Here is a 24,491-nt window from a genome sequence, read left to right on the forward strand (position 1 = left end):
TTACTAAAGGAACCGTCAATTATGGCGGTTCCTTTATTTTTGGAGTTATGAGACAATTTTTTTTAGGGGTATTTGCTTTGCTGATGTTTTCTGGACAGAGCCAGGCCCAGGTAGATGAAGACCAGCTCGGAGCTTGGTATATGTATTTTTGGACGGCTAATCTGGAGAATTCTCGCTGGGGATTCCAAGGAGATATCCAATATAGAAACTGGGATGTTATTGGCGATTTGGAGCAGCTATTGCTCCGCGGTGCTGTGACCTATCGCCCCAAGGACACTAATGTTAAATTGGCTTTGGGTTACGCCAACATCACTACAGGCGCCTTTGGCGATGACTCCTCGACCGTAAATGAAAGCCGTATTTATCAAGAAGCGCTCCTGCCTCAAAAGGTAGGCGGGCGATTGTATTTTACCCACAGATTCCGTTACGAGCAACGCTTCAATGAAGGCCAAGATTTTAGAACAAGATTCCGTTATGGGCTCTTTTTAAACATTCCGCTTAGTGGTAAGGAAATTGTGGCCAAAACCTGGTATTTAGGATTCTACAACGAATTGTTCATCAATGGCGAACGCAATATTGGCGACGGGAGAAGAGTCAGCACTTTTGACAGAAACCGCTTATTTGGTTCTTTGGGATACGCGATAAAATCCAATCTAAAAATACAGCTTGGCGCCATGCGACAGATCACCAACAATGTAGATAAGACCCAATTGCAATTGGGAGTTTTTCACAGTTTCTAACTAACAGAACCCAGAGGCACAGCCTGGGAACTCTATAGGAATATTGTTAATTGTCCCAACAATGCGCATGGGAATTATGGCAGCCGTATCTGGGTAGGTTCTGTGCGCTAAAACGTCGAATTTTGCTGAGATAAAACCGTCTTCCAGCTCGGACCACTGGACGACATATTCAAAAGAAGTAATTTCCAAATAACCTGTACTCCCTATTTCCGGATCGGTTAAAAACACACGGTCAAAATCTCCTGCTGCATCCATATAAAACACAGAGACCCGCAAACCGGCTACGCGCGCTCCTGGGCCGAAACAAATCTCCCAAGGCAATTCTTCTATTAGGAAAGTCCCTTCTGCAGCGTCTATCATTAGCAAATTGAAAACCAACTCTTGTCCGCCGCCAAGGTTTTGCGTACCACTTACCTGAAGTTTGAGCGGCATGCCGCATTGCGGTAAATTTTGCCCGCGAACTTGCGAAGCCGAAAACTCATATAAGGTACCATCTATTAAAACAGCCATGGTTCCCGCGGCAGCTTCTGGAAATTCAATAGGTTCCAGATCGACCTCTTCAAAGATCTCCTCTACAACCACCTCGGGTTCATAATATTCAGTAAGCCCTCCGGATTCGCAGCTCAGAATAAATACTAAGGATATGAATAACAGTCTTTTGAACATGGATAGAAGTTAAGAATTATTTTTGGGAATTTTTATTTTTGCTGACTTTGATCAGTTTCTCATTCAATGATTTAAAATAGTTTCGTATTCATTTTAAATACTAATGCATTTCAAAAAATTACTCCTACCGCTATTAATTCTATTCGGCTTAAGTACCTCTATTAGTCAAGAACAGATCGATCTGGATCCCCTTGGTGGATGGTACACTTATAATTTTGACCACACTTTCGGAACTTCCAATTGGGGTTTAAACGGCGAAGTGCAATATACAGGCTATGAGGCAACTGGGGATCTAAATTGGTTCTTGGTAAGAACAGGACTCACCTACCAGCTCCCCGAGTCTAAAGTAAAATTTGCCTTAGGCTACGGCCATGCAACTTTTGGAGTTATAGGCCCAGAGGAGTCAAAAGTAACAGAACATCGAATTTATCAAGAAATGAAAATGCCTTCTAAAATCTTGGGGCTTACGCTGAACCATAGATTTAGATATGAGCAACGCTTTTTTAACGGTTTTTTCAGGTCGCGATTTCGCTATGGCCTCTTTTTTAACATACCTCTGAACAACAAACAATTACTAGCCAAAACCTGGTATTTAGCCCTTTACGATGAGTTATTTATCAATGGAGAGCGCCAGTTACGCAACGGTGGCGAAGTGACCTTTTTTGATCAGAACAGGATTTACGGGGCATTAGGTTACGCCTTTACCAATAACTTCAAAATCCAATTGGGAGCTATGCGGTTAACACGAAGTACTGACGACCGTATGACCTTACAGGCAAGTCTGCATCACAAATTTTAATTCGCACTATCGACTGTTCTTAATGCCGATCTCGATTTAGTATTAACACGAAGGACTAGAACAGGTCAGGGTTAACGGAATACGGTTCAAGCGAGCGACTATTTCGATGAATTCCCCGGTGGGCTCTCCTTCTACAAAACCACCAGCGGTAAGGGTGATCTCTGCGCTGAAGTAATTGTCGGCACCAGATTCTGGAACGAATTCGAACTCGGTGATGTTTAAGGTGCCAAAGCCTCCCCAATCGCTCAAGCTGCTGTAAACAACAAAAGATCCATCAGCCTCATAAACAAAAACACCCACTCTTGTCCTAGAACAGAACTCCACCTCATTGGAAAAATCTTCCCATAAGACTGTCCCCACTTCTGGATTGCCTATTCTAAATAAGAAGCTGAGTCTACGTCCATCTGGCAGTTCCACAAAGGGTACATAACCTATTTGCCAAACATCTGGAGCACAGGTAGTGATGGTACCTTCTTGTTCGACATCAAGAATATAATCCTCGCCTTCAAAACTTACGGCAGCCTCGCCTATTGCTGCTTCTGGAAATATAGACGGTTCGTCTTCAAAAAGTGGTTCATCAGATTCACAAGTAAAGGCTGTAAAAACGAATATTATTGGAAGTAAGAATAGCTTTTTCATGGTTTGAAATTTAACAAATTCCATCCGTGTCACAAATGCGGTTTTCTATTGGAATCTCGCAAAAGGAACCGCGGATAGTGATGGTATCTGGAGCTGCTCCGGTTTCATCAAAAAAGACACCCGCCGTAAATTCAAATTGCCCGGAAATATAATCGGGCAGATCATCTTCAAAATTTAGTTCTAGTTCTGTGATCTCTAAATATCCTTCTCCTCCAAAAGAAGCACGGGAACTATAGGCAAATTGGGGTAGTATCTCCTCATCGGCTGATGCCGCACTCCTGTACTGCCAAGTCACGCGAGTGAGCTCGCAATATTCATCTGTAGCCCCAGTTTCCTCAAGAATATAAGTTCCTAAATTTGGAGGAGAAATAACCAAATTAATAATACGATCTTCAAACCCCGGACCTACATTGACTGCAGTCAATTTTAAACGACAAACAGCAGGGTCACTTATTATAGCGAATACATCGTCATAAGAAATTAGCACTCCGTCTATCTCCACAGCCATAGAGCCACAAGCAACATCTGGAAACAATAAGCTATCTGCTTCTATGTCCGTAACTGCATCATCAGATTCACACATAAAAGCAGTGAACACAAATAGTAATGGAAGGAAGAATAGTTTTTTCATAGGTAGTGTTCACTTAGTCTAAAGATAAGGACTTGTTTCAAAAGCGTGGATCAAGGGTGCAAGATTTATCACTCCGCGCAAGCGCAAAGCCTCCCCGGTTAAACTGCTGTAGAGCATAATGTCAAAATTCCCGCTGACATATCCGAACAGATCTTCATCAGGGGCGAATCCATAAAAAATTGGCAGATCACAACATTCGGGCGCTATGAATTCGGTAAGGGCCACAAAACTTTCACTGTCGAGTTCGGCGTCCGAATAATATCTTTCAGCAACGCTACCATCGGCTTCTGCAAACCACAGGCCAAGTCTAATTCGACTGTTAAAATTGGAGTATTGAATACAAGACAGACCAGGGTCCAATGTATTATTTAAAGTTCCCAACTCAACTTTTACCACATGTAAAACAAGAAATAATCTGGTACCGTCCGCATTCTCCTGTTGATGCCAGATTCGTATTCTGTCAACTTCTTCACCGTCAACTTCACAGCCACTTTCATAATAACTCATAGCATTTACCGTGGTCAAAGTAGCCACGGCACCGTCTGCTTCAACAACAATCTCACCAGGCTCCGCCTCCAAGGAAGCGATCACTGGATCTATAGCCTCTGCGGGGTCATCTGACTCGCAAAGAAAGGCCGTGAATAAAAAGAAGATCGATAAATAATAGAGAATTCTCATAATGAGCTGCTTTCTCTATAGACTGCAACTTCTAAAATGGTTGCGTGAAAAATTAGCGCGGCACTACTTCTGCCCCTTCCGGTTTTGCAAAAAGGGAATCGTCCAAGTGGGTTTCTGTAATATTCACCTTCTCGAAATTCACCTCGTTTCTTGGCTTTGTGGGCTTTCCGTCTTCTACAGTATACCAGGTCAAGGTTTTAGGTAAGACCAAACCATTGACCTCCTGCCATTCAGAATAGTTAATGAACGAGAAATTGTCTTTCTTTTCATTGTCGCGATAGGTCACTGTATAAGCTAACCAGGCCATTTGTCCTGTATCTGGGTCGCGATAGATGATGTATTCGTCCTTTGGAGAATCACCTACCCCATCATTATAGGAAATAAGTGTACCCGGATACTTCTTGCCGTCAAACTCCAAAGGCTCTGCCAATTGCTGATAGTTCACTCCCGGATCTGCCACAATAAAAGGCATGGCGTAGAAATAGAAATACAAATTGTGGTAAAAGCGCGCATTGCCTTTGTACGCTGCAGTATCTTGAGCTAACCATACGTCTGTACCATCAAAACCGATCACCCAGTCCTTATGCTCAATTCGAGCTCTTCTGCTTTTAAGGTCGGTAGAATGCTTTTCGCTACCACTAGCTTTGTCGATCTCAAAACACAAATTGTTCATACGATCCCATTGCGCAATTCCACCGTGGGCCTCCAGCAAAGAGCCAATGCTTTTGGGAAACACACGCGGCGGTGCAGTACTGGCAACATCTTCTGATTGCTGTGGGGTTTGTTGTTCTTTTTGAGATTGATTTTGGTTACAAGCCAAGAGTGTGAATGCAACAAGGCCCAATAGTAATGGTTTCATAGGGTTAGTTTATCTTTACAAGATATTAAATAAGTGCTTTAGTCTGTCCATGACCAAATTAATTACAAGTCCGCAGAATTCTTTTATCAAATCTTTGATCCCCTTGCGGGACAAGTCTCGATCTAGACGTCAAAGCGGTAGTTTTTTTATAGAAGGTCAACGAGAGCTCAACATTGCACTTAAGCACGACTACACCATAAATACCTTGTTGTTGTGCACAGACTTACTGAGTGAGATTGAACTTGAGAACTGGTCCCAAGTGCCGGCGCAAGAACACATTCATATCAATCAGGAGGTTTACGCCAAATTGGCTCTCAGGGATTCCACAGAAGGAGTCTTGGCAGTGGCCTCGGCCAAATCTCACGATTTGGAGGCGCTCAGCCTCACAAGCCAAGCTCCGCTTGTGCTTGTGGCCGAGGCCCCAGAAAAACCAGGTAATATTGGCGCATTGCTGCGCACCGCAGACGCCGCCAATTTGGACGCCGTGATCATTGCCAATCCTAAGACCGATCTGTACAACCCCAACATCATACGTTCTAGCGTGGGTTGTTTGTTCTCCAATCAGGTCGCTACTGGAACCACAGCAGAAGTACTCAGCTATTTGAAAGAGAACAAGATTAAAACCTATGCGGCCTGCTTAGAAGGCGCAGAACCTTATCACCTGCAAGACTTTTCACAAGCTTCGGCCCTAGTTGTCGGTACAGAGGCAGATGGACTTAGCGAGCAGTGGCTCGATAGCTCGGATGTGAGAATCAAGATTCCTATGCAGGGAAGTATTGATTCTATGAATGTATCTGTTGCTGCAGGGATACTCATTTTTGAAGCCAAACGCCAACGCAATTTTAAAAACTAATGACTCCGCAGCGCTTATTTCTACTCCTCATTGGATTGTTAGTGGTCAATTACCTTTTTGACCTGCTTTTAGGATATTTGAATGCCAAACGTTTTAAGAACGATCCGCCGGAAGTTTTGGCAGATCTTTACGATGCAGACGAATACCAACGGTCTCAAGCCTACAAGGCTGCAAGCTATCGTTTTGGCTTACTCAGTGGCGGTGTTTCGTTCCTCGCAACCTTAGCTTTCTTTTTGTTAGACGGATTTGCTTGGGCAGATGCCCTAGCGCGCAGCTGGAGTTCCAATGAAATAGTGGTAGCCTTAGTTTTCTTTGGTCTCATTTTGCTTGCGAGTAGTATTATCTCCTTGCCATTCTCTTATTACCGCACCTTTGTGCTGGAAGAACGCTTCGGATTCAATATGACCACCAAGAAGACCTTTGTCTTAGATAAGATAAAAGGCGCTTTGCTCGGAGGACTAGTTGGTGGAGGACTACTTACTGCACTACTGTTGATCTATAGAGAAACAGCTAGTAATTTCTGGTGGTACGCGTGGATAGTTATTACGGTATTCAGCGTGCTGATGAACTTTTTTTACACCCGACTTATCGTTCCGCTTTTTAACAAACAGTCTCCTTTAGAGGCTGGGCCACTAAAAGAGAAATTACATACCTATGCAGAAAAAGTAGGCTTTACGCTGTCTAAGATCATGGTCATAGACGGATCTAAACGCAGTACACGTGCCAATGCATATTTCTCGGGCTTTGGGCGTCAAAAACAAGTAACGCTCTACGATACCTTGCTGGACGATCTTAGCGAAGAAGAAGTTGTTGCAGTCTTGGCGCACGAAATCGGGCATTATAAACGCAACCATATTCCCATTAACCTTTTTTTGGGTATCGTCACCACAGGACTCACCTTGTTCGTTTTCTCCCTCTTGGTAGACAATCCTATATTGTCAGAAGCGCTTGCGGTGACAGAGCCTTCTTTTCATTTGGGACTGATCGCCTTTGGAATACTCTACTCCCCGCTTTCGGAGATCACCGGACTGCTAATGAACTTCATCTCACGGCGTTTTGAATTTCAGGCCGATGCATATGCTGCAAGCACCTTTAAGGCACAACCTCTTATAGACGCACTAAAAAAACTCGCCAAGAACAACCTCAGCAACCTGAGCCCGCATCCTACTTATGTGTTTGTCCATTACTCGCATCCACCACTGGATCAGCGGATTGAGGCCCTTGCCAAACAAGGAGCTCAAGGCGCATAAAGCTGACAAGCTAGCAGAGGTTTACTATGGGCATGGAAATTGTTGTGTATTGTAAGACGAAATTGTACTTTTAAGTAATGACTGAGGAGTTTATAGAAGAAGAGAACAAGCAGATCGCTAAAGAGTATAAGGAGCTGCTGCGCATCAGTTATCAGACCCTGAGCCGGGAAGATAAAAAACTGATCCGTGATGCCTTTGACATTGCGGTAGACGCCCACAAAGATCAGCGCCGAAAATCTGGCGAGGCTTACATATTCCACCCTATCGCTGTTGCGAAAATTGTCGCTTCAGAGATTGGCTTGGACGCAACTTCTATTGCCGCTGCGCTGCTTCACGATGTGGTTGAAGACACAGAGTACACCCTTAAGGATATTGAGCAGATGTTTGGCGAGACGGTAGCCCGCATTGTAGACGGACTCACCAAGATCTCTAACCTACAGTCAGAAAAAGACGTCTCGCTCCAAGCGGAGAATTTTAGAAAGATGTTACTCACCCTCAATGAGGATGTAAGAGTTATCATCATCAAGATCGCAGACCGTTTGCACAATATGCAGACCATGGAGAGCATGCCGGCACACAAACAGGTCAAGATCGCCTCTGAAACACTTTATATCTATGCTCCACTAGCACATCGTATTGGCCTTTACAACATAAAAACGGAGCTAGAGGATCTCGAACTCAAATACACAGAACCCGAGGTTTACCAAGACATCTTTGACAAGATAGAAGACAGTAAAGAAGAGCAGACGGCCTATATCAAAGAATTTTCTAAGGTCATTCAAACTTCATTGGACGAGGAAAAACTCAGTTACGAGATCAAAGGGCGTCCAAAGTCTATCTTTTCCATCCGCAGAAAAATGCTTAAGCAAAACGTAACCTTTGACGAGGTTTACGACAAGTTTGCCGTGCGGATCATTTACAAATCAGATCCAGAGAATGAAAAGTTCATCGCCTGGAAGATCTACTCCATAGTAACAGATCATTTTAGACCAAACCCAACACGACTGCGCGATTGGATCTCCTCGCCTAAAAGTACCGGCTATGAAGCCCTGCACATTACCGTTATGGGGCCAAAAGGTCGTTGGGTAGAGGTACAGATCCGTTCTCAACGCATGAACGAGATCGCCGAGAAAGGCTATGCAGCGCATTACAAATACAAGAATACCGAGAAAGAAGACCAGGGTCTAGACGATTGGTTGAACAAGCTCCAGGAGACCTTGGAGAATTCAGAGATCAATGCGGTTGATTTTGTTGCCGATTTTAAATTGAATCTCTATGCCAAAGAGATCTTTGTCTTTACCCCGCAGGGAGATCTAAAATCTCTCCCTAAAGGCGCTACGCCTTTAGACTTTGCCTTTTCTATCCACACCGAAGTGGGTATGCGCACTCGTGGTGCCAAAGTAAATGGCAAGTTGGTACCGCTGAGTCACGAACTAAAAAGTGGTGATCAGGTAGAGATTTTAACCTCTGAAAAAGCAAAACCCTCTGCCAGTTGGTTAGATTACGTAACCACTGGGCGGGCGCGTTCTAAGATCAAATCCTCTTTAAAGGAAGAGGTCAAGGAGATCGCTGCAGAAGGCAAGGTTGTCTTGGCGCGTAAGTTAAAATCGCTCAAGATCGCCTTAGACGAAAAAACGGTAAATCAACTGGTGGTGTACTTTAAGCTGCAAACCAGTTTAGATCTTTTTTACCGCGTAGGCTCCGGGATCATCGACAACAAAATGCTTAAAGAATTCGCTGCCTCGCGCAACAACGCTCTGATCAGCTTCTTTAAGAATCGCATCCGCAAGCCGCAGGAAAAAGAGAACATCAACAAAGATGAGATCTCGGTAAATTACGATCAGCTTGTTTTTGGGAAAGATGAGCAGAAGCTGGATTTCACCATGGCCAACTGCTGTAATCCTATTCCAGGGGACCCTGTATTTGGTTTCACCACGGTGAACGATGGTATTAAAGTGCATAAAAAGAACTGCCCGAATGCGATTCAATTGCAGAGCAATTACAGCTACCGCATTTTACCCGCCAAATGGATAGATTCTAGCCAGCAGGATTTCAGTGTTGATTTGGAGATCACAGGAATTGACAACATCGGTCTGGTAAACGAAGTGACCAAGGTGATCTCTAACAATATGCATATCAATATGCGCTCTATCAATTTTAGCAGTAATGACGGCATATTCACAGGCTTGATCACGGTGGTGGTAAAGAACAAGACCATCCTTAATAATTTGGTGAATAACATCAAGAAAATTAACGGAATCGCTAAAGTATCAAGACTCTAAAAAAGTGTAACTTTGCCGCATATTATGAGTGCGAAAACGGCTAACAACAACCAAGCGATAGTTAAAAACGTTTTTACCGGTTACCTGGAAGAAAAAGGACACCGTAAAACGCCAGAACGCTTCGCGATTCTTCAAGAGATATACGACAGCGAGGAGCATTTCGACATCGAATCCCTCTACATCAAAATGAAGAATAAAAAATACCGCGTTAGTCGCGCGACGCTCTACAATACCATAGAATTGCTGTTGGAGTGCGGCTTGGTTCGCAAGCATCAGTTTGGGAAGAATCAGGCACATTACGAAAAGTCCTATTTTGACAGGCAACACGATCACGTGATCTTGGAAGATGGCGAAGTGATCGAATTCTGCGATCCACGGATCCAATCGATCAAAAAAACGATAGAAGAGATTTTTGATATCGAGATCACCAAACACTCACTCTACTTTTACGGCAACCGAAAACAACAGACTAAATAAGCTTATATGGCAGTAGATTTGCTTCTAGGACTCCAATGGGGAGATGAAGGAAAAGGAAAAATCGTTGATGTACTTACCCAGAATTACGACATAATTGCACGCTTTCAAGGAGGCCCGAATGCTGGACACACCTTGGAGTTCGACGGAATTAAGCACGTTTTACATACCATCCCGAGTGGGATCTTTCACGAAAACGCTGTAAACGTTGTAGGTAATGGTGTTGTTATCGATCCGGTGATCTTTAAGCGCGAATTGGACAATCTGAAGCAATTCAATATAGACATCAAGTCGAGACTGCTTATCTCCCGAAAAGCACATCTGATTTTGCCAACCCACCGCTTACTAGATGCCGCTAGTGAAGCCTCTAAGGGTAAAGCCAAGATCGGTTCCACCCTTAAAGGAATTGGCCCAACTTATATGGACAAGACCGGAAGAAACGGGATCCGTGTTGGGGATATAGAAATGAAAGATTGGAAATCTCGTTATCGCGCTTTGGCAGACAAGCATGAAGCCATGATCGATTACTACAAGGCGGAGATCGAGTATGACCTAAAAGAATTAGAAGCCGAATTCTTTGCAGCTGTAAAGGTGCTTAAAGAATTGACCTTTATAGATAGCGAAGAGTATTTATACCGCGCACAACAAGATGGGAAAAAGATCTTGGCAGAAGGCGCTCAAGGTTCCTTACTTGATATAGACTTCGGAACCTACCCTTATGTGACCTCCTCCAACACCACTGCTGCAGGAGCCTGTACTGGTTTAGGCGTGGCGCCGAACAAGATCGGAGAAGTCTTCGGAATTTTCAAGGCATACACCACCCGTGTGGGTAGTGGCCCCTTCCCTACTGAATTATTTGACGACTACGGAGAGACCATGGGACGCGTGGGTCGTGAATTTGGAGCCACCACAGGTCGTCCTAGACGCTGCGGATGGTTAGACCTTGTAGCCCTGAAATACGCCGTTCAAGTGAACGGAGTTACGCAGCTCATGATGATGAAAGGCGATGTATTGAGTGGTTTCGACAAGTTAATGGTTGCTACCGCTTATAAATACAAAGGTGAGACCATTACGCACTTGCCGTATAATATCGAGCCAGAGAACGTGGAGCCGATCTATACCGAAATGAAAGGTTGGTCACAGGATCTGACCGGAATGACACAGGCAGACCAATTGCCAGAAGCGCTGAATGATTACATTGCTTATTTGGAGCAGGAACTTCAAGTACCGATCAAGATCGTTTCTGTTGGTCCAGACCGCACTCAGACCATTCACCGATAGGAAATTATATCTTTTTTCACAGTTCGCCTGCTGGCATTTGTGTACTTTTGAGCATGCACCGCGCTAATTTCATAAAAGCCGTACTCGCTTTATTGTTGCTGACTTTGGCCTTTTCGGCTACAGCACAAACCGACCCCAAGCCTTCTAAGGTGGACATCAAGTCTGGCTATTTGGAAAAACGCCCTGATTTTCCAGACGCTGTTATTTACACCAAAGACAATAGCGGCCAAGTATTTATAGTGCACGAAGGTGTAGAAATGTGGTGTGATCAGGCTTTTGTATACCTCAAAGAGAATTTTGTCAAAGCCTATGGCAAGGTGCGTATCTCTCAGGGTGATACGGTGGTTATGAATTCCAAATATGCCGAATACAATGGCAACACGCAGTTTGCCTTTGCTACCGGCGATGTCGTTCTAAAAGAACCTAAAACGACCTTAAGGACCGACACCCTCTATTTTGACCGCATTAAACAACAAGCCTTTTACCGCAGTGGCGGAACCGTTATAGATACGGCCAGTACCCTGACCAGTAATGTAGGACGCTATTTTGCCAATAATAAGAAGTATCAGTTCTTATCTGACGTTAAAATCGTCAATCCGGAGTATACAGTAAATTCCAACCAATTGGATTTCTATTCGGAATCGGGAGGCGCTTATCTCTATGGACCATCTACCATAGTCAGTGAAACCAGCACCGTTTACTGCGAACGTGGTTATTACGATACCCGAGGCGACACCGGTTATTTTGTAAAGAACTCCAAGATAGACTACGAGACACGTACCTTGTACGGAGACAGTATCTATTTTAATAGAAACACCGGCTTTGCTAGTGCTACCAACAACATTAAGATCTTAGATACGGTTAATAGTTCGGTGATAAGAGGGCATTATGCGGAGGTCTTTAGACCCAAAGACTCCCTGTTTATTACCAAGCGTGCCGTAGCCATAACGGTTCGCGATGGAGATTCGATCTACGTGCACGCGGACACTTTGCGTGTTACGGGACCGGAAGACAATAGAATTCTAAAAGGTTTTCACAGAGCGCGTCTCTACAAAAGCGATATGAGTGGTAAATGCGACTCTATCTATACTTCTGAACGTATTGGCCTTACCAAGATGATCACTAATCCGGTACTTTGGAGTGGGGAAAACCAAATGACAGGTGATACCATTCATATCCTGTCCAACACCGTAACCGAGCAATTAGACACCCTCAAGGTATTTGAAAATGCCTTCTTGATCCAAAAGGACAGTGCGGGCTATAATCAAGTTTCTGGAGTTCGACTAACCGGCTTGTTCACAGAGAATGAATTAGACACAGTGAATGTAGATCAGAATGCCGAGGTAGTCTATTACGCGAGAAACACAGACACTAACAAACTCGAAGGGATAAATAACACCATTGGTAGTAGTATTCAGATCACTTTAGAGAATCAAGATATTATTGGCATTCGATTCATAAACCGTGGAACTGGAAAGTTCTATCCGGTGGCTATGTATCCTGAAGAAAAAAAGCTCTTACCTGGTTTTAACTGGCGAGGCGATGAACGGTTGCGATCTGTAGAAGATCTCTTCTTGGGTAAACCGCCTCCAAAATTGGTCAAAATACGCGGTATTCCTTTGCCGGAAGACGAAGGGGAATTTTTCGAAGATGTCCCCGAAGACGAACTTGATATCCCAGAATATTCGAACTTAAAGCCCAAGGACCTCTTGAACGACCCAGAAGGGCCCAAAGCTCAGGTGCGCGATACATTACAAGACAAGGCCGCGCAAGAAAAGGCAAAATTCTTTCCAGGCAAAACGACCAAGAAAGACAATCAAGACAACGAAGAAGACGAAGGAGGTCAATAGAGATGCTCGAGGATTTTTTCAAACATCAGGCGCAGACTACCCCACACCCACTGGCCCTGCAAGTGCAGCGGGCAGAAGGCTCGTATATCTATGACACAGCAGGGAATGCCCATTTAGACTTTGTGGCCGGAGTATCGGCATGTAGCCTAGGCCATAGACATCCACGGGTCGTATCCGCAGTAAAAAAACAGCTAGATAGTTACTTACACGTAATGGTCTATGGTGAATACGTACAAGAACCCGTTGTTACTCTAGCCAAAAAGTTGGCTGAGGTCCTGCCTGATCCTTTAGACACCACCTATTTTACAAATTCTGGGACTGAGGCCATAGAAGGTGCCATAAAACTCGCCAGACGTGTTACCGGACGCAGTGAGCTCATTGCCGCCAAAAAGGCTTATCACGGCAGTACTATGGGTGCTTTGAGTTTAATGGGCTTCGAGGAGCGAAAATCGGCCTTTAGACCCCTTATTCCGGACTGTAGATTCATCAATTTCAATCATTTTGATGAACTCGAAAAGATCACCGTAGAGACCGCGGGGGTTGTGGTCGAGACCATTCAAGGAGGTGCAGGCTTTATAGTACCAGAAAAGGGTTACCTCAAAGCCCTTTCGGCTCGTTGCAAGGAAGTTGGCGCGCTATTGATCTTAGATGAGATCCAACCAGGATTTGGACGTACCGGGAAACTCTTTGGTTTCATGCATTACGATCTAATACCAGACATAGTGGTAATGGGTAAAGGTATGGGCGGTGGTCTGCCGGTTGGTGCATTCACAGCCAGCGCTGCGCAGATGAAACAACTGCAAGACAACCCAAAACTAGGACATATCACCACTTTTGGCGGAAATCCGGTAATTGCGGCGGCCGCACTTGCTACGCTAGAAGAACTGCAAGAATCGACCTTAATGGCCGATACTTTAAAAAAGGAAGCTCTCTTTAGAAGTCTGTTAAAGCACCCGCTTATCAAGGAAGTTCGAGGGAAAGGCCTTATGCTGGCGCTTATCATGGAAAGTGCCGAAATAGCAAATACCTTGGTTCTAGAAGCGCAAAAGGCCGGATTGATCTTGTTTTGGCTGCTTTTCGAACCCAAGGCCGTACGAATTACCCCACCATTAACAGTCTCAGAAAGCGAAATTCGGAAAGGTTGTCAGGTTATTCTCGACCTATTGGAAAAAATTGATAAGAAGTAGATTTTTGTAAGTATCTGATTATCAGTTATTATTACCCTTAAAATTCTGTTAATTACTTTGTTGACAACATAATCGGCACGAGAATTGAACCCCCAATTACATTGTTACCTTTAATATGGAAGAAACTTAAAACCCCGCTTATGCAATTTGGCGATAAGGACTCTACTAACTTCTCACTTACCCGTTTCGAATCCATGCTGAAAACTAACAATGTGCTCTTCTTTGACGCAGAAGAGTTCGAAGAGATCATTCAGCATTATTTGGACAACGGTAAAATGGCGCTTGCTAAAAAGGCAACCAAACTCGGTTTGGAGCAGCACCCCACTGCCACGAATTTGAAGTTGTACAAAGTAGAGGTTTACATATTTGAGAATAAACTCGACCTGGCGGATACCCTTTTGGACGAACTCTACAGTTTAGAGTCTTCCAACGAGGAGATCTTGATCCAAAAGGCCAATGTACTGTCGCGCCGTGATAAGCACAAAGAAGCCATTGACCTGCTGGGCAAAGCGCTAGAGATCACCAACGATGCTGCGGATGTACTCTCTCTTATTGGGATGGAGTATTTGTTCTTGGAAGATTTTGAAAAGGCCAAGAACAACTTCATGCGTTGTCTAGAGATAGACAATCAAGACTATTCGGCCCTTTACAATGTGATTTATTGTTTCGACTATTTGGAACAGCATCAAGAAGCTATTGACTATTTGAATGACTTTTTGAATGCTAACCCCTACTCTGAGGTGGGATGGCATCAGGTTGGGAAACAATATTACACCCTTAAAGAATACAAAAAGGCGCTTGCCGCTTATGACTTTGCCATTATTTCGGACGACACCTTTATTGGCGCTTATCTAGAAAAGGGAAAGGTCTTAGAGAAACTGGGGCGTTACAACGAGGCCATTAGCAGTTACACCATCACCTTGGAATTGGATGACCCAACTTCCTTTGCGCTGCTACGCATTGGAAAATGTCATGAAAAACTACGCAACGACGAGCTCGCCTTGCAGTTCTACCACAAATGCATAGAAGAAGATGGCCTTTTAGACAAGGGATGGATAGCCATTACCGACTACTACAACCGTAAGAAGAACTATCAAAAAGCGCTGTATTACATAGACAAGGCCTTGAATATTGATAGTGAGAACGTGCTTTATTGGAAGCGTTATGCGGTTATCAATAAGAATCTGAATCTTTTTGAAGAGGCAGAGCACGGTTATCGCAGAACCATTGAACTGGGCAACTACGAGATCGATTCCTGGACCTCCAGAACCGATATCTTGATCCAGCTCGGTGAATACGAAGCAGCAATTAACAACCTGCATCAGGCTGCCGAATTTTACCCCGATGCCGTTGAGATCGAGTTCCGCTTGGCTGGCTTGCATTACCTGTTGGGAGAAGAGAACAAGGGGCAGTTCCACCTGAACAACGCCTTGCGTTTAGATGTTGAATACAGCATCATTATCGAAGAGTTGTTCCCTACTGTTTTTGCCAAAGCTATCGTGCAAAAAATTATTCGTCAATACGAAAACGCTTCTCGCTAGGAATCGTTATTTTTGGGGGAATTCCATTACGGATCTATGGCATCTAACGCGCTTATTTCCCACCTTACCACCTATCTAAAAGGAATCGCCATGGGCGCCGCAGACGTGGTACCCGGAGTTTCTGGTGGAACTATAGCCTTTATTACAGGTATTTACGAAGAACTAATAGGCACTATCCACAAACTGGATCTAGGCTTGTTCAAGTTGTGGAAGCAAGACGGCTTTAAAGCCATGTGGCGTCATTACAACTTGGGCTTTCTGGCGGTACTTTTTATGGGAATCGCTACCAGTATATTCTCATTGGCCAAGCTGATCACTCATCTGTTAGAATCTCATCCGGTTTTGGTCTGGGCGTTTTTCTTCGGATTGATCGTAGCCAGTATCATCTATGTGGGCAAACAGATCGAACGATGGAATTTAGGTGTCCTTATAGCGCTAGTTGTGGGAACAGCCGTCTCATACAGCATTACCATTGCAGAACCCATAGGATCTCAAGATAGCCTTTGGTTTATGGCTCTAGCTGGTTTTATAGCCATAATCGCTATGATCTTACCTGGTCTTTCGGGAGCCTTTATTCTCTTGCTCTTAGGGGCTTATGAACCGGTGATAGGAGCCATATCTGGCCTTATAGATGGTTTGAGTGGGGAATCTGATCTAATGTGGGAATCGGTTTTAAAATTGAGTGTATTTGCTGTTGGAGCTATTGCAGGACTCAAAGCATTCTCAGGAGTATTGAATTGGATGTTCAACAACTACAAAGCAATAACTCTGGCCGTATTAACAGGTTTTATGCTGGGCGCACTTAACAAAGTATGGCCCTGGAAAGAAGTACTTTCTACCCGTATTAACAGCAAAGGAATCGAAGTTCCCTTATTAGAAGAAAGCATTGCGCCAGCGAATTTCAACGGAGATCCACAATTAGTGGGAGCAATTAGCTGCGCTGTAGCCGGCTGTGTATTGATATTAGGCTTCGAATGGCTTGCAAAACGTAAATCCACACTTGCAGATGGCCGCCAAGCGTAGTTTTGCAGACGGAATTTGGTTGGTCCTAAAAGGCCTGGCTATGGGAGCGGCCAACAAAGTTCCTGGAGTTTCAGGAGGTGTGGTCGCCTTTGTTGCTGGCTTTTACGAAGAGTTCATTTACTCCCTTCAAAAGATAAATAGAAAGGCATTTGCCCTACTTTTCAATGGACGCTTTCGCAGTTTTTACGACTATGTGAACGGGCAGTTCTTAGGCCTGCTCATCTTGGGGATGCTGATCAGTTATTTCAGTGTATCTAAGATCTTGGATTATTGGTTGCAGCATTACGAGCTCTATGTTTGGAGCGGATTCTTTGGAATGATCATAGGCTCTATCTACTACATTGGCCGCGATTTCAAAAAATGGAACAAACAGACCATCAGTCTTTTGATAGTAGGTGCGCTTTTAGGCATCAGCATTAGTTTTTTAGAACCTGCAAAAGAGAACGACAATTTATTGTTCGTATTCTTCTGTGGAATAGTTGGGGTTTCAGGGATGACCCTACCGGGACTGTCCGGTTCGTTCATTCTGATCCTTTTTGGCAACTATGTTTTATTGTTGGTCGATGCAGTAAATGCGCTTTACGACACGGTGGCAAACATTCTCAGTTGGGATTTCTCCTTTACAGACGATCCGCAGCGGCTTAGATTACTCTTGGTCTTAACTGTGTTCGCTTTAGGGTCGCTAACTGGACTTGTCACACTCTCGCACGGACTAGGCTATGTGCTTAAGCGCTTTAAAGGAGCAACCTATGCAGCCATTATTGGTTTTATTACCGGTTCGCTGGGCGTGGTTTGGCCTTGGAAGAACAAGATCTATGAGTTGGACGCTTCGGGCGCCATCGCTATAGACGCCAATGGCGATGCGATAATAAGCAATTACGAGAGGTATTTCCCAGAAATCATGAGCAGCCAGACGCTTTGGGCTGTTGTTTTCATTGCCTTGGGAATCTTACTTATTTTATCCTTGGGTTGGTACGACACTTATAAAAGACGCTGATGGCACGCTTTGGATTGATCGGGAAGAATATAGACTATTCCTTTAGTCGCGGATATTTCAAAGAAAAGTTTCAGAACTTAGGGCTTGACCATACCTATGAGAATGTCGATCTGCCATCCGAAGCGAACTTGGAGCACTTCTTTGCAAATATGCCGGATTTTAAAGGTCTCAATGTCACCATTCCTTATAAAAGCGCTGTAATACCGTTCTTAGATGAATTAGACCCGGTAGCGGAGTCTATTGGAGCGGTAAATACCATCAAGATCACCGCAGACAACCGACGCATTGGATTCAACACCGATCACCACGGTTTTGTTAAAGCCTTAGAACCTTTTTTGCCACTGGAAGATCGTTCCGCTCTAATCCTTGGCACAGGTGGCGCAGCCGCAGCAATTGTGCACGCCTTAGCCAACCTGGACTTCAGAATCCAATTTGTTTCCCGAAAGGCTTCGGAAACAGCCTTGAGCTATGAGCAGGTCAATCGTTATGTGATCCTAGATCACTTACTGATCGTGAATTGCACCCCTTTAGGAACCTTCCCCAAAGTAGAAGCGCATCCAGATATTCCTTATGATTTCTTGAGCAACAACCACTTGCTTTTCGATCTGGTCTACAACCCGGAAGAGACCACTTTTATGCGTTTGGGCGCCGAAAGAGGGGCTCGCGTCACCAATGGCTATAAGATGCTAGTTGGGCAAGCAGAAAAGGCTTGGGAAATCTGGAATTCTTAAATCCGCAGTTCTTATTAATCAAATCCGCCTAAAATAAGCTCTTGCAAAATCAGGGGGGAGTTCTTATCTTAACAGTATATTTTTCCTTGAACCTTAACATTGAAAGACATGTCTGACCCGAAAGACCAGCCCGATTTACCCGCAGAAGATCCTAAAGTTGAAGCCGCTCAGGAATCTCAAGAAGAGACGCAAACCCCTGAAGAATCTACAGTTACAGAAGTAGAATCTGAGTTAGAGAGCGCAGAAGAATCCGAAGAGACAGTGAGCTCAGACGATACCGATCAAGACGATACTGACGCAGAAGAAGAACTGCCAGATTACGACGAGCTGGACCCACAAGGCATGGTCAGCGCTTTTGAAGAACTTTTAAAAAGTGGCAAGGTCGCTTCGATTAAACCAAAGGTAGAAGCCCTAAAAAAAGCATTCAACAGTCAATTTCAAGAAGCTTTTGAACAACAAAAGGAAGCCTTTTTGGCCGAGGGTGGAAATATTGTGGACTTTCATTATTCAACTCCAGAAAAGAAAGCCTTCAGCACACTAATTTTCAACTACAAGGAAAAACTCAACAATCACTACAAAAACTTAAAAAAGGATCTACAAGCCAATCTGGACAAGCGCTTGGAACTCATTGAGGAACTCAAAGGATTGTTGGCTATTGACGAGAATATCAACACTACCTACAAGCACTTTAAGGACATACAAGACCGCTGGAGAGAGGCCGGACCTATTCAACGTGATAAGTACAATACAGTTTGGAACACCTATCACCATCACGTTGAGAATTTTTACGATTTCTTACACCTGAACCGAGAGTTCAGGGATATGGACTTTAAGCACAACTTGGATCAGAAGCTCAAGATCATCACTCGCGCAGAAGAACTGGCGCAAGAAACCGATGTTTCTAAAGCCTTTAGAGAACTGCAGATGCTACACAAGGTTTGGAAGGAAGAATTGGGTCCTGTAGCTAAGCAATACAGAGACGAGGTCTGGGAGAAGTTCAGCGCTGCCACTAAGGTCATACACGACAAACGTATGGCTGCGCAGCAAGAAATGGAGAAATCCTATGAGACCAACTATTTGCAAAAGCAGGAGGTCATCAACAGCATAAAAGAGACAACAGCGCAAGTAAAACCTACGCATCAAGCCTGGCAGCAAGCCATTAAGAAGGTCCAGGATCTTAGAAATCTGTTTTTCGAGATCGGCAAGGTTCCCCGCGCGAAGAATCAAGAGATCTGGGATGCTTTTAAAGCCAGCACTCGCGATTTCAACAAACACAAGAACGACTTCTACAAGCAGCAAAAGAAGCAACAGTATACCAATCTGGAAAAGAAGCTGGAACTTATCGCTACGGCAGAAAAGTACAAGGATTCCGACAATTTCGAGGAAGCCACGCCAATCATGAAGCGTATCCAAACGGAATGGAAACAGATTGGGCATGTTCCGCGCAAGGATAGTGATCGGATCTGGAGTGAGTTCAAAGCGGCTTGTAATCACTATTTTGAACGTTTGCACAACAAACGCAATGCAGCCAATAAAGAGGAAACAGAAGCTTTTGAGAAGAAAAAGGCCTTGTTAGATCAATTATCAGGATTTAAAGCCTCCAAGGATACGGAGAAAGACCTTGCAAGTCTGAAAACGCTTTTAGAAGATTGGAAAGCCGCCGGGCGTGTACCTTTTAATAAGAAGAATATAGAGTCGAAGTTCCAAAAATCTTTAGATCAGGCCTTTGGCGCTTTGAACATGGATAAGATGGAGGCCGAAATGATCAAATACGACGCTAAACTGGAATCGCTTAAATCCAATAATGATCCACGTAAACTCAACAACGAAAAGATCTACGTGAGTAAAAAGATCGACGAGGTGGTGCAAGAGATCAATCAGTTGGAGAATAATTTGGGCTTTTTCCAAAACAGCGATGCGTCAAACCCCCTGTTTAAGGAAGTGCAAAACAATATCGAGAGGCACAAAGAAAATCTTGAGTTATGGCGCGCCAAGTTGAATAAACTCAGAGCCTTGGATTGAATTTGTTCTGCCCGCTCTGTCATAGTAAAGACGCAGTCCCCTTCTACAAGGACCGCTTGAATCATTTCTGGCAGTGTAAAAAATGCCTTGGACTTTACAGAGATCCGACAAACGTTCCCAAGCCAGCAGATGAAAAGGCCCGTTATCTCACCCACAATAACGACGTGAATGACCCTGGGTATCGGAAATTTGTCAGCTCCATCGTTGACTATATCCTATCTAATTTTAATACTCATAATAAAGGACTCGATTACGGCGCCGGAACAGGACCTGTAGCTGCAGTAATGCTACATGAAGCAGGATATTCGGTAAACTTATACGACCCCTTCTTTCATCCGCAGACCTCCCCGCTGGAGCACACCTATGACTTTATAATCTGTTGCGAGGTCATGGAACATTTTCACGATCCTAAACTAGAATTTGAGAAACTTTACGCCTTGTTAAATCTGGGCGGGGCGCTAATCTGCAAGACCGACCTCTATACAGAAGACATCGACTTTAAAAAATGGTATTACAAGAACGATCCGACCCATGTTTTTATATACCATAAAAATAGTGTGGAGCAGCTTGCTGTTTCACTTGGATATGAGCTGAACTTTATAGACGAAAGAACAATTGTCTTTAAGCGTCCCGCTTAGCTTGCTCCCAAATAAGGTCCATCTCATCTAATGACATCTCGGACAGACTCCTATTTTGGGCCGCTGCAGCTTTTTCCAAGAATTGAAAACGCTTGCTGAATTTCTTATTGGTGCGTTCTAAAGCGCTCTCCGGATCTATCTTTAAAAAACGAGCATAGTTGATCATAGAGAACAGAACATCGCCAAACTCCGCTTCCATAGCTACTTTATCACCCTTATCTACCTCGTGCTGAAACTCTTCGAGCTCTTCTTGTAGTTTTTCAAAAACCTGATGCGGAGCTTCCCAGTCGAAACCAACTCCAGCAACCTTGTCTTGAATTCGATTTGCTTTCACCATAGCCGGCAGAGATTTGGGCACTCCTTCCAAAACGCTCTTTTTACCTTCCTTTAATTTGAGTTTCTCCCAGTTCTGCTTTACTTCTTCTTCATTGGCCACTTCTATGTCGCCATAGATGTGCGGATGTCTATTTATGAGCTTTTCTGAGATCGCGTGAGCGACATCGGCTATATCAAAGGCCTTTTTCTCGCTACCGATCTTGGCATAAAAGAAAATATGCAAAAGCAGATCCCCAAGCTCGCCACGCACACCATCCAAATCCTTGTCCAATATAGCATCGCCGAGTTCATAGGTCTCCTCTATGGTCAAATGGCGTAAGGACTCCATGGTCTGCTTCTTATCCCATGGGCACTGCTCGCGCAGCTCATCCATAATGGTTAATAATCGGTCTAAAGCCTGGAGTTGATCTTGACGTGAGTTCATAGTATAAGATGAGTAAAAACAAATTTAATTAATAAGCTGAGCACTCCAATGATTAAATTTCTTTTACCAAAGGGAAGCCGTTCATTCAAGCAGAATATTTGCGGCTACTTGATTAAGCGAAAAACTAAAATTTTCAATTGAATAAAAATAGCCATCACGTAGATGGCTATGGTAAGATTTTTTAAAAGATGTTAACCTATTCTTCTTCGTCCGCAGCGAAAGAAGTATGCCCATTCTTCTGTAAAAGGTTGTACCACTGTACCACTTTCTTGATGTCACTGGCATAAACACGATCTTCATCATAGTCTGGAAGCACTTCAAAGAAATAAGCCTCTAGTTCATCTTTAGAGCTTTTATGGCTGATGGCTTCTCCTCCATTTTCTTTATTGCTGATCTTTTCAAACACCTCCGCTAAAGGCACCTCTTCTGACAAGGTGTAAATAGCGATCTCTGAGAGCAAGCTCACGTTGTGACGCGCGCTTACGCTTAAGGTTTTACCATCTGCTAAAGACTGTGCTAAAAAACCGGTACGGGTTTGGGTTTTCAATTCGTAAAGTCCCGGTTTGCCAGAAATGGCCATGATCTTTTCTAAACTCATAGTAAAGGCTAAATTTTGGCTGCAAATTAAAGGGCTTTCCCTTTAACAGACAAACCTCTTAACGTTTCTTTTTTTGATTTGGGAATCGCATTCGGTAGTCAATACTGACCTTCCCCTTGCTGATGTTATTGAGCTTACCTTTTATAAGGCGTTTTTTTAGAGGCGAAAGTTTATCTGTAAATAAGATTCCTTCTATATGGTCGTATTCGTGTTGAATGATTCGCGCTGCAATGCCGCTATAAGTCTCAGTGTGTTCTTTAAAATTCTCGTCTTGATATTTTATGGTGATGGTATCCTGACGGAATACATCTTCTCGGATATCCGGAATGCTTAAACAACCTTCATTAAAAGCCCATTCATCTCCTGTTTCTTCTATGATCTCGGCATTGATAAACACCTTCTTAAAGGTGGAAAGCATTTTTCTTTCTTCTTCGGAGAGGTCTTCGTCATCTTCAAAAGGAGTTGCATCGACCAAAAATATGCGAATTGCCCGACCCACCTGCGGAGCCGCCAACCCAATACCGTGAGCCCCATACATGGTTTCGAACATATTCTCTAATAAGACATCGAGCTCCGGATAGTCTTTATCAATGTTGACCGCTTTTTTTCGCAAAACGGGATCGCCGTATGCCACTATAGGTAAAATCATAAATGGTATTCTAAATAGTCTTGTAATATAATGGTTGCACTCACCTGGTCAACCATCGCCTTGTTCTGGCGTTGTTTTTTAGACAAGCCGCCGTCTATCATGGCTTTAAAAGCCATTTTACTGGTGAATCGCTCATCTACTCTTTTTACAGCCATGTCTGGAAAAGCCAGACGCAACTTCTCAATAAAAACGAGGATCTCACTTTCAATGTCCGAAAAACTGCCGTCGTGTCTTTTGGGTTGTCCCAATACAATTAGATCTACTTCCTCAGCTTTAAAATACTCCTGTAAATAGGCTATCAAATCTGGGGTCGCGACCGTGGTCAATCCCGAGGCGATCAATCGCAGCGGATCTGTCACTGCTAATCCGCAGCGCTTGCTTCCGTAGTCTATGGCAATAATTCTGGGCATCTACGCTGCAAAAATACGGGATTCGCCATTAGTAGCAAACAATCAGCAACTATTCCGAGACAGCTTATTATCTTTGTCAAAAAAACAACCATGGAGCACTTAAGACCGCTAATTGAACAAGCTTGGGAAGACAGATCCCTCTTGCAAAACCCAGAAACCATCGCAGCAATCCGAGAGGTGATCAACCATTTGGACAGCGGAAAACTGCGTTGCGCCTCTCCAACGGCTGGAGGTTGGCAGGTAAATGAATGGGTTAAAAAAGCGGTAGTACTCTACTTCCCTATCCAGAAAATGGAAACCTTGGAGGCTGGAATTTTTGAATACCACGACAAAATGCCCCTTAAAAGAGGTTATGAAGAAAAAGGAATTCGCGTGGTGCCCAATGCTGTTGCCAGACACGGAGCCTATATTTCCAAAGGCGTGATCATGATGCCAAGCTATGTGAATATTGGTGCCTATGTTGACGCTGGAACCATGGTAGACACTTGGGCCACCGTTGGAAGCTGTGCGCAGATCGGTAAAGATGTTCACCTCAGTGGTGGTGTTGGTATTGGAGGGGTTTTAGAGCCCTTGCAAGCTGCTCCTGTAATAATTGAAGACAATGCCTTTATCGGTTCCCGAAGTATAGTGGTAGAAGGTGTACGCGTAGAGCGTGAGGCTGTTCTTGGGGCTAATGTGGTGGTTACGGCATCGACCAAGATCATTGATGTAACCGGAAGCGAACCTAAGGAGTACAAAGGTGTGATCCCGGCCAGATCGGTTGTAATTCCTGGGAGTTACACTAAGAAATTCCCAGCTGGGGAATACCAAGTATCTTGTGCACTAATTATTGGTCAACGCAAAGAGAGTACCAATAAAAAGACCTCCTTAAACGACGCCCTTCGCACCTACGACGTAGCCGTCTAGTAAAAAATGATTTGAAGAAGATCCTTG

The 24,491-nt window shown here is 44.0% G+C and carries 25 protein-coding genes; 16 read left to right on the plus strand and 9 right to left on the minus strand.

The annotated features are described in order from the left end of the window. Positions 1-47 precede the first annotated feature (47 nt). Positions 48-740: a DUF2490 domain-containing protein gene (locus BTO09_RS01400; RefSeq protein WP_087522957.1), complete on the plus strand. Its 693-nt coding sequence runs from the start codon at positions 48-50 to the stop codon at positions 738-740. Here BTO09_RS01400 and BTO09_RS01405 read toward each other — a convergent pair whose 3' ends face one another. Continuing rightward, positions 741-1,406 (minus strand): hypothetical protein, encoded by a 666-nt coding sequence (locus tag BTO09_RS01405; RefSeq protein WP_087522958.1) that lies wholly within the window; start codon positions 1,404-1,406, stop codon positions 741-743. Between the two features lie 103 nt (positions 1,407-1,509). Here BTO09_RS01405 and BTO09_RS01410 point away from each other — a divergent pair, with 103 nt between their 5' ends. After that, positions 1,510-2,205 (plus strand): DUF2490 domain-containing protein, encoded by a 696-nt coding sequence (locus BTO09_RS01410; RefSeq protein ID WP_087522959.1) that lies wholly within the window; start codon positions 1,510-1,512, stop codon positions 2,203-2,205. Between the two features lie 42 nt (positions 2,206-2,247). On the opposite strand, the gene BTO09_RS01415 is transcribed toward BTO09_RS01410, so the two are convergent. The 4 genes from BTO09_RS01415 to BTO09_RS01430 are packed head-to-tail and all read right to left on the minus strand — an operon-like array spanning position 2,248 to position 5,012. Further along, positions 2,248-2,844, minus strand: coding sequence for a hypothetical protein (locus tag BTO09_RS01415; RefSeq protein WP_157663398.1), 597 nt, complete (start codon positions 2,842-2,844; stop codon positions 2,248-2,250). Positions 2,845-2,854: 10 nt separating this feature from the next. Next, positions 2,855-3,475: a hypothetical protein gene (locus BTO09_RS01420; protein ID WP_087522961.1), complete on the minus strand. Its 621-nt coding sequence runs from the start codon at positions 3,473-3,475 to the stop codon at positions 2,855-2,857. Between the two features lie 18 nt (positions 3,476-3,493). Then, positions 3,494-4,153: a hypothetical protein gene (locus tag BTO09_RS01425; protein ID WP_087522962.1), complete on the minus strand. Its 660-nt coding sequence runs from the start codon at positions 4,151-4,153 to the stop codon at positions 3,494-3,496. A gap of 52 nt (positions 4,154-4,205) precedes the next feature. Further along, positions 4,206-5,012 carry a DUF6503 family protein gene (locus BTO09_RS01430; RefSeq protein ID WP_087522963.1) on the minus strand — a complete coding sequence of 269 codons (807 nt, stop codon included), beginning with the start codon at positions 5,010-5,012 and terminating at the stop codon, positions 4,206-4,208. A 49-nt stretch (positions 5,013-5,061) separates the two neighbouring features. Here BTO09_RS01430 and BTO09_RS01435 point away from each other — a divergent pair, with 49 nt between their 5' ends. The 13 genes from BTO09_RS01435 (at position 5,062) to BTO09_RS01495 (ending at position 21,141) form a co-directional block, all read left to right on the plus strand. Next, entirely contained in the window at positions 5,062-5,865 is an 804-nt protein-coding gene (locus tag BTO09_RS01435) for an RNA methyltransferase (RefSeq protein WP_087522964.1), read from the plus strand. Further along, positions 5,865-7,115 carry a M48 family metallopeptidase gene (locus tag BTO09_RS01440; RefSeq protein ID WP_087522965.1) on the plus strand — a complete coding sequence of 417 codons (1,251 nt, stop codon included), beginning with the start codon at positions 5,865-5,867 and terminating at the stop codon, positions 7,113-7,115. Before BTO09_RS01435 ends, BTO09_RS01440 begins: the two co-directional genes overlap by 1 nt. 77 nt (positions 7,116-7,192) lie before the next feature. Next, positions 7,193-9,397, plus strand: a complete 2,205-nt coding sequence (locus tag BTO09_RS01445; protein ID WP_087522966.1) for a bifunctional (p)ppGpp synthetase/guanosine-3',5'-bis(diphosphate) 3'-pyrophosphohydrolase — start codon at positions 7,193-7,195, stop codon at positions 9,395-9,397. A 24-nt stretch (positions 9,398-9,421) separates the two neighbouring features. After that, on the plus strand, positions 9,422-9,874 hold the full coding sequence (locus BTO09_RS01450) for a Fur family transcriptional regulator (RefSeq protein WP_087522967.1): 453 nt from the start codon (positions 9,422-9,424) through the stop codon (positions 9,872-9,874). Between the two features lie 6 nt (positions 9,875-9,880). After that, positions 9,881-11,152: an adenylosuccinate synthase gene (locus BTO09_RS01455; protein ID WP_087522968.1), complete on the plus strand. Its 1,272-nt coding sequence runs from the start codon at positions 9,881-9,883 to the stop codon at positions 11,150-11,152. 53 nt (positions 11,153-11,205) lie between these two features. Further along, entirely contained in the window at positions 11,206-13,002 is a 1,797-nt protein-coding gene (locus BTO09_RS01460; RefSeq protein ID WP_232454982.1) for an OstA-like protein, read from the plus strand. A 2-nt stretch (positions 13,003-13,004) separates the two neighbouring features. Then, positions 13,005-14,189: an aspartate aminotransferase family protein gene (locus BTO09_RS01465; protein WP_087522969.1), complete on the plus strand. Its 1,185-nt coding sequence runs from the start codon at positions 13,005-13,007 to the stop codon at positions 14,187-14,189. 140 nt (positions 14,190-14,329) lie between these two features. After that, positions 14,330-15,730, plus strand: coding sequence for a tetratricopeptide repeat protein (locus tag BTO09_RS01470; RefSeq protein ID WP_087522970.1), 1,401 nt, complete (start codon positions 14,330-14,332; stop codon positions 15,728-15,730). A 36-nt stretch (positions 15,731-15,766) separates the two neighbouring features. Next, positions 15,767-16,753 (plus strand): DUF368 domain-containing protein, encoded by a 987-nt coding sequence (locus tag BTO09_RS01475; protein WP_087522971.1) that lies wholly within the window; start codon positions 15,767-15,769, stop codon positions 16,751-16,753. After that, complete coding sequence (locus BTO09_RS01480) at positions 16,737-17,750, plus strand: DUF368 domain-containing protein (protein ID WP_087522972.1); 1,014 nt, start codon at positions 16,737-16,739, stop codon at positions 17,748-17,750. The genes BTO09_RS01475 and BTO09_RS01480 overlap by 17 nt, the downstream gene beginning before the upstream one ends. After that, complete coding sequence (locus tag BTO09_RS01485) at positions 17,750-18,481, plus strand: shikimate dehydrogenase (protein ID WP_087522973.1); 732 nt, start codon at positions 17,750-17,752, stop codon at positions 18,479-18,481. Before BTO09_RS01480 ends, BTO09_RS01485 begins: the two co-directional genes overlap by 1 nt. Positions 18,482-18,589: 108 nt before the next feature. Next, complete coding sequence (locus BTO09_RS01490) at positions 18,590-20,503, plus strand: DUF349 domain-containing protein (RefSeq protein ID WP_087522974.1); 1,914 nt, start codon at positions 18,590-18,592, stop codon at positions 20,501-20,503. After that, entirely contained in the window at positions 20,500-21,141 is a 642-nt protein-coding gene (locus BTO09_RS01495) for a class I SAM-dependent methyltransferase (RefSeq protein ID WP_198356503.1), read from the plus strand. Before BTO09_RS01490 ends, BTO09_RS01495 begins: the two co-directional genes overlap by 4 nt. On the opposite strand, the gene mazG is transcribed toward BTO09_RS01495, so the two are convergent. The 4 genes from mazG to ruvX form a co-directional block, all read right to left on the minus strand. Next, positions 21,125-21,901, minus strand: coding sequence for a nucleoside triphosphate pyrophosphohydrolase (gene mazG / locus BTO09_RS01500; protein ID WP_087522975.1), 777 nt, complete (start codon positions 21,899-21,901; stop codon positions 21,125-21,127). The two genes, BTO09_RS01495 and mazG, sit on opposite strands and share 17 nt — an antisense overlap. 196 nt (positions 21,902-22,097) lie before the next feature. Next, entirely contained in the window at positions 22,098-22,499 is a 402-nt protein-coding gene (locus BTO09_RS01505) for a DUF5606 domain-containing protein (protein ID WP_087522976.1), read from the minus strand. A gap of 58 nt (positions 22,500-22,557) precedes the next feature. Then, entirely contained in the window at positions 22,558-23,148 is a 591-nt protein-coding gene (gene def, locus BTO09_RS01510) for a peptide deformylase (RefSeq protein ID WP_087522977.1), read from the minus strand. Then, complete coding sequence (ruvX, locus tag BTO09_RS01515; RefSeq protein WP_087522978.1) at positions 23,145-23,558, minus strand: Holliday junction resolvase RuvX; 414 nt, start codon at positions 23,556-23,558, stop codon at positions 23,145-23,147. Before ruvX ends, def begins: the two co-directional genes overlap by 4 nt. A gap of 90 nt (positions 23,559-23,648) precedes the next feature. Between ruvX and BTO09_RS01520 the strand changes: the two genes are divergently transcribed. Beyond that, complete coding sequence (locus BTO09_RS01520) at positions 23,649-24,464, plus strand: 2,3,4,5-tetrahydropyridine-2,6-dicarboxylate N-succinyltransferase (RefSeq protein ID WP_087522979.1); 816 nt, start codon at positions 23,649-23,651, stop codon at positions 24,462-24,464. Positions 24,465-24,491: the final 27 nt, after the last annotated feature.

Origin of the sequence: Gilvibacter sp. SZ-19, assembly GCF_002163875.1 — a bacterium.
GTDB lineage: Bacteria > Bacteroidota > Bacteroidia > Flavobacteriales > Flavobacteriaceae > Gilvibacter.

Bases quoted from the DNA above. Each gene is read 5' to 3' on its own strand.
- BTO09_RS01455 (WP_087522968.1), top strand. From the start codon at position 9,881: ATGGCAGTAGATTTGCTTCTAGGACTCCAATGGGGAGATGAAGGAAAA.
- BTO09_RS01445 (WP_087522966.1), top strand. From the start codon at position 7,193: ATGACTGAGGAGTTTATAGAAGAAGAGAACAAGCAGATCGCTAAAGAG.
- BTO09_RS01415 (WP_157663398.1), bottom strand. From the start codon at position 2,844: ATGAAAAAGCTATTCTTACTTCCAATAATATTCGTTTTTACAGCCTTT.
- BTO09_RS01465 (WP_087522969.1), top strand. From the start codon at position 13,005: ATGCTCGAGGATTTTTTCAAACATCAGGCGCAGACTACCCCACACCCA.
- BTO09_RS01430 (WP_087522963.1), bottom strand. From the start codon at position 5,012: ATGAAACCATTACTATTGGGCCTTGTTGCATTCACACTCTTGGCTTGT.
- BTO09_RS01400 (WP_087522957.1), top strand. From the start codon at position 48: ATGAGACAATTTTTTTTAGGGGTATTTGCTTTGCTGATGTTTTCTGGA.
- BTO09_RS01520 (WP_087522979.1), top strand. From the start codon at position 23,649: ATGGAGCACTTAAGACCGCTAATTGAACAAGCTTGGGAAGACAGATCC.
- BTO09_RS01405 (WP_087522958.1), bottom strand. From the start codon at position 1,406: ATGTTCAAAAGACTGTTATTCATATCCTTAGTATTTATTCTGAGCTGC.
- BTO09_RS01440 (WP_087522965.1), top strand. From the start codon at position 5,865: ATGACTCCGCAGCGCTTATTTCTACTCCTCATTGGATTGTTAGTGGTC.
- BTO09_RS01450 (WP_087522967.1), top strand. From the start codon at position 9,422: ATGAGTGCGAAAACGGCTAACAACAACCAAGCGATAGTTAAAAACGTT.
- BTO09_RS01425 (WP_087522962.1), bottom strand. From the start codon at position 4,153: ATGAGAATTCTCTATTATTTATCGATCTTCTTTTTATTCACGGCCTTT.
- BTO09_RS01475 (WP_087522971.1), top strand. From the start codon at position 15,767: ATGGCATCTAACGCGCTTATTTCCCACCTTACCACCTATCTAAAAGGA.
- BTO09_RS01470 (WP_087522970.1), top strand. From the start codon at position 14,330: ATGCAATTTGGCGATAAGGACTCTACTAACTTCTCACTTACCCGTTTC.
- BTO09_RS01490 (WP_087522974.1), top strand. From the start codon at position 18,590: ATGTCTGACCCGAAAGACCAGCCCGATTTACCCGCAGAAGATCCTAAA.
- ruvX (WP_087522978.1), bottom strand. From the start codon at position 23,558: ATGCCCAGAATTATTGCCATAGACTACGGAAGCAAGCGCTGCGGATTA.
- BTO09_RS01420 (WP_087522961.1), bottom strand. From the start codon at position 3,475: ATGAAAAAACTATTCTTCCTTCCATTACTATTTGTGTTCACTGCTTTT.
- BTO09_RS01435 (WP_087522964.1), top strand. From the start codon at position 5,062: ATGACCAAATTAATTACAAGTCCGCAGAATTCTTTTATCAAATCTTTG.
- def (WP_087522977.1), bottom strand. From the start codon at position 23,148: ATGATTTTACCTATAGTGGCATACGGCGATCCCGTTTTGCGAAAAAAA.
- mazG (WP_087522975.1), bottom strand. From the start codon at position 21,901: ATGAACTCACGTCAAGATCAACTCCAGGCTTTAGACCGATTATTAACC.
- BTO09_RS01505 (WP_087522976.1), bottom strand. From the start codon at position 22,499: ATGAGTTTAGAAAAGATCATGGCCATTTCTGGCAAACCGGGACTTTAC.
- BTO09_RS01480 (WP_087522972.1), top strand. From the start codon at position 16,737: ATGGCCGCCAAGCGTAGTTTTGCAGACGGAATTTGGTTGGTCCTAAAA.
- BTO09_RS01460 (WP_232454982.1), top strand. From the start codon at position 11,206: ATGCACCGCGCTAATTTCATAAAAGCCGTACTCGCTTTATTGTTGCTG.
- BTO09_RS01485 (WP_087522973.1), top strand. From the start codon at position 17,750: ATGGCACGCTTTGGATTGATCGGGAAGAATATAGACTATTCCTTTAGT.
- BTO09_RS01410 (WP_087522959.1), top strand. From the start codon at position 1,510: ATGCATTTCAAAAAATTACTCCTACCGCTATTAATTCTATTCGGCTTA.